This window comes from Nonomuraea sp. WAC 01424, from assembly GCF_003947315.1.
Lineage (GTDB): Bacteria > Actinomycetota > Actinomycetes > Streptosporangiales > Streptosporangiaceae > Nonomuraea > Nonomuraea spiralis.
In genome coordinates, this window is the sequence record NZ_QHHZ01000075.1 from 1 (window position 1) to 649 (window position 649).

A 649-nucleotide genomic window follows, 5' to 3' on the forward strand; every position below is an offset into this window, starting at 1 on the left:
GCCGCCCCGCGCTGGAGCGCCTCGCACACCGCCGTCGACTCGCGGGCACCCAGGGCGACCGCCTTGCCGCAGTGGGCGATCCAGGCGGCCACACCCTCCGGGGTCCCGGAGACGTAGCCGTCGAGCGCCGCCAGGTAGGCCGCGCGCCCCAGCTCGGCGTGACCGACCTCGGCCGGGCACACCGACTTGGGGTCCAGTCCGCTGCCGACCAGGACGATGCGCTCAGCCGCGCGGGCGACCAGACCGTTGTGGGAGGTGAAGGGACGCAGCGCCAGCAGTTCCCCGTGCACCACCGCGGCCGTCACCAGCGCCGGTGCGGTACCGCCCGCCGCGACCAGCGCGGCCAGGCCGTCCAGCCGGCCGTGCGCCTCCTCGGCATCGGGCAGCGGCAGCTCGACGAGCGGTTCGTCCACCGGCTCGCCGTTCTGGCGGGGCCGCCCCACCTCGTCGGCCTTGTCCGCGGCCGCCACCAGGTGCAGTCGGGCCAGCACGCGCAGCGGCGACTGCCGCTACACGGACAGCAGTTGCCCCGCCTCGGCGGTCAGCCGCAACGCGGCGCCCACCGCACGCGCCTCGGCATCGCCACTGAAGTCGCTGCGCCGGCGCACCTCCTCCAGGGCCCAGTCCGCCCCGGACAGCGCCGCCGAAC

The 649-nt window shown here is 76.7% G+C and carries 1 pseudogene; it reads right to left on the reverse strand.

The features are described 5' to 3' along the window. Positions 1–491, reverse strand: a pseudogene (locus tag DMB42_RS52790) (Fic family protein); the annotation flags it as partial. Positions 492–649 lie beyond the last annotated feature (158 nt).